3 protein-coding genes are annotated in these 3,221 nt (G+C 66.5%); 1 reads left to right on the plus strand and 2 read right to left on the minus strand.

Features of this window, described 5'->3' with window-relative positions; all coding sequences use genetic code 11:
• On the minus strand, positions 1–276 hold a 276-nt coding region (locus H7290_RS17820; RefSeq protein WP_290515361.1), incomplete at its 3' end, for a hypothetical protein.
• Positions 277–310: 34 nt separating this feature from the next.
• Positions 311–2,395, minus strand: a complete 2,085-nt coding sequence (uvrB, locus tag H7290_RS17825; protein ID WP_290515362.1) for an excinuclease ABC subunit UvrB — start codon at positions 2,393–2,395, stop codon at positions 311–313.
• A 49-nt stretch (positions 2,396–2,444) separates the two neighbouring features.
• Between uvrB and H7290_RS17830 the strand changes: the two genes are divergently transcribed.
• Positions 2,445–3,221, plus strand: a 777-nt coding sequence (locus H7290_RS17830) for a TetR/AcrR family transcriptional regulator (protein WP_290515363.1), incomplete at its 3' end; no start/stop codon positions are given.

The raw sequence follows: 3,221 nt of genomic DNA on the forward strand, positions 1-3,221 counted from the left end.
GTCCTTGCCAAGACCGTGCAGGGCGTTGCCGTCGCCAGCGACCGGCAGCACATAGGTGTCGCCGCGCCAGGCCACGTGACCGGCGCCGATGCGTCCGGCCCACGGAACCATGGGGTAGCAGCCCTCGTCTGTCACCGGGTCGATGTCGGGACCGTCGGCACTGCCGAGTATCTCGAGTCCACCGATCTGCAGCGAGACGAGTCGGGCTCCGCGGGTGGGGTCGACCTCTGCTCGGACACCGGGTGCCTCGATGACGACGGTGGCGGATTCGGTCATGCGGTCATTGTGGCGCAGCCGGCGGGCCGGTGGGTCAGACGCCGGCCTCGAGCATGCTGCGGAGCTCTTTCTTGAGGTCGCCGATCTCGTCGCGCAGTCGTGCCGCCACTTCGAACTGCAGCTCGGCGGCCGCCGCACGCATCTGCTCACTGAGCTGCTCGATCAGTTCGGCCAGCTCACCGGACGGCAGGTTGGCGAGGTCAGCTGTGTGCTGACCGAGCGGCACCGGGGCACCCTTGCGTCGTTTGTCGCCCGTGGCCGCCAGCAGGCTGGCCGTATCGGCGTCCTCGCGGGCGAGCATGTCGGTGATGTCGCCGATCTTCTTGCGGAGCGGAGTCGGGTCGATGCCGTGCTCGGTGTTGTAGGCGACCTGCTTCTCGCGACGCCGGTTGGTCTCGTCGATCGCGAGCGCCATCGAGTCGGTGACCCGGTCGGCGTACATGATGACCTGACCCGACACGTTGCGTGCCGCGCGGCCGATGGTCTGGATGAGTGATCGACCGGAGCGCAGAAACCCTTCCTTGTCGGCATCGAGGATCGCCACCAGGCTGACCTCGGGGAGATCGAGACCCTCCCGCAACAGGTTGATGCCGACCAGGACGTCGTACTCCCCCATGCGAAGCTCTCGCAGCAGCTCGACGCGCCGCAGGGTGTCGACTTCGCTGTGCAGGTAGCGCGTGCGGATGCCCGCCTCGAGCAGGTAGTCGGTGAGGTCTTCGGACATCTTCTTGGTCAGGGTCGTGACGAGCACCCGCTCCTGGCGTTCGGTGCGGATGCGGATCTGGGCTATCAGGTCGTCGATCTGTCCCTTCGTGGGCTTGACGATGACCTCGGGATCGATCAGGCCTGTCGGGCGGATGATCTGCTCGACGACGTCGCCCTTGACCTTTTCCATCTCGTAGGTGCCCGGCGTCGCCGACAGGTAGACGGTCTGCTTGATGCGCTCGAGGAACTCGCCCCACTTGAGGGGACGGTTGTCCATCGCGCTGGGCAGCCGGAAACCGTGCTCGACGAGCGAGCGCTTCCGGGACATGTCGCCCTCGTACATCGCGCCGATCTGCGGGATCGTGACGTGCGACTCGTCGACGACGAGCACAAAGTCATCGGGGAAGTAGTCGAGCAGGCAGTGGCCGGGAGTGCCGGGACCACGTTGGTCCATGTGGCGCGAATAGTTCTCGATGCCGGCGCAGGTGCCGACCTGCTCCATCATCTCGATGTCGTAGGTGGTGCGCATGCGCAGCCGCTGCGCCTCGAGCAGCTTGTTCTCGCCCTCGAGCTCGGCGAGCCGCTCTTCGAGCTCAACCTTGATGGTCTGGATGGCGTGCTGCATCGTGGCCGGGCCGGCGGCGTAGTGCGTGGCCGAGCCGACATACAGCTCTTGGTCGTCGCTGAGCACTTCGCCGGTGAGGGGGTGCAGCGTCATGAGCCGCTCGATCTCGTCGCCGAAGAACTCGACCCGGACGGCGTGCTCCTGGTAGACCGGGAAGATCTCGACAGTGTCGCCCTTGACCCGGAACGTGCCACGCGTCGAGCTGACGTCATTGCGGACGTATTGCGCCTCGACGAGCGTGCGCAACAGCTGCTCGCGAGGCATCTCCTCGCCGACCTTGAAGCCGATCATGCGCTCGAGGTACTCCTGCGCGGAGCCGAGACCGTAGATGCAGGAGACCGTGGCCACCACGATGACGTCGCGACGGGTGAGGAGTGACCACGTTGCGGAGTGCCGGAGCCGCTCGACCTCCTCGTTGACCGAGGAGTCCTTCTCGATGTAGGTGTCGCTCTGCGCGATGTAGGCCTCGGGCTGGTAGTAGTCGTAGTAGGACACGAAGTACTCGACCGCATTGTTCGGAAGCAGCTCACGGAGCTCGTTGGCGAACTGCGCCGCGAGCAGCTTGTTGGGCATCATCACGAGCATCGGGCGCTGCAGACGTTCGGCCAACCATGCCGTGGTGGCGGTCTTGCCGGTTCCGGTCGCACCCAGCAGCACGTTGTCGAGCGCACCAGCCTTGAGCCTCTTCTCGAGCTCCTCGATGGCGGCGGGCTGGTCGCCGGCGGGCTGGTAATCGGAGACGACCTCGATGGGCGCCACCTGGCGCTGGAGCTCGGAGACTGACCTCATACGACGAGCCTACGACCCGCCACCGACAAACACCTCTAAAGTAGAGAGCATGCCCGTCACAGAACGCCGCGCCGCGCGCAAGCGAGAGATCCTCGAAGCCACGCGCACGCTGTTCGACGAGCGGGGTGTGCGGGACGCCCAGATCGAGGACATCGCCAAGGCGGTCGGCATCAACCGTGCCATCATCTACCGGCACTTCTCCGGCAAGGAAGAGCTGTTCGCGATGACGCTCGTCGGCTATCTCACCGAGCTCGATCTGACGCTGACCGCCGTCGACGACGGCACCATGCCCCCCATCGAGCGGCTTCGCGCCGTCGCCGGTGCGTTCCTCGACTTCGGCTCGGCGTTCCCAGCCTTCGTCGACTGTGCGCAGGCACTGCTGCGACGCCGCGGCGAGGAGCTCATGGACGAGGTCAGCGAGTCGGTCATGCTCAAGCTCGGGGTCGGCATGTCGTCGTGCCTCACCCACGTCGTCACGATCCTCGAAGCCGGCACCGCCGCCGGTGAGTTCCACGTCCGCGACCCCTACCTGCTCGCCAACATCTTCTACACGCAAGCGCTCGGTGTGCTCAACCTCGCCACCCTTCAGCTGTCGGTCCGCGAGCAGAACCCCGGCCTCCCCGCGGTCGACGCGGTGCCGTTCGACGAGGTCAAGGCCTACCTGCAGCTCTCAGCCGTCGCGATGGCCCGCGGCACCGTCGCGCTCCACCCCTGCCTCTCTGGCCCCGGCTCTGAGCCCCGAACCATCCCGCTGTGCCGACGGTGGGCCCGGTCAGGCGAAGGCGTTGACGCCGGTGCGCTCGGCGGACAGGTCCCGCAGTCGGGA

The organism is Aeromicrobium sp. (assembly GCF_014378035.1).
Lineage (GTDB): Bacteria > Actinomycetota > Actinomycetes > Propionibacteriales > Nocardioidaceae > Aeromicrobium.

What these genes read in the sequence shown, in the direction of transcription:
- uvrB (WP_290515362.1), bottom strand. Translation starts at nt 2,395, where the DNA reads ATGAGGTCAGTCTCCGAGCTCCAGCGCCAGGTGGCGCCCATCGAGGTC.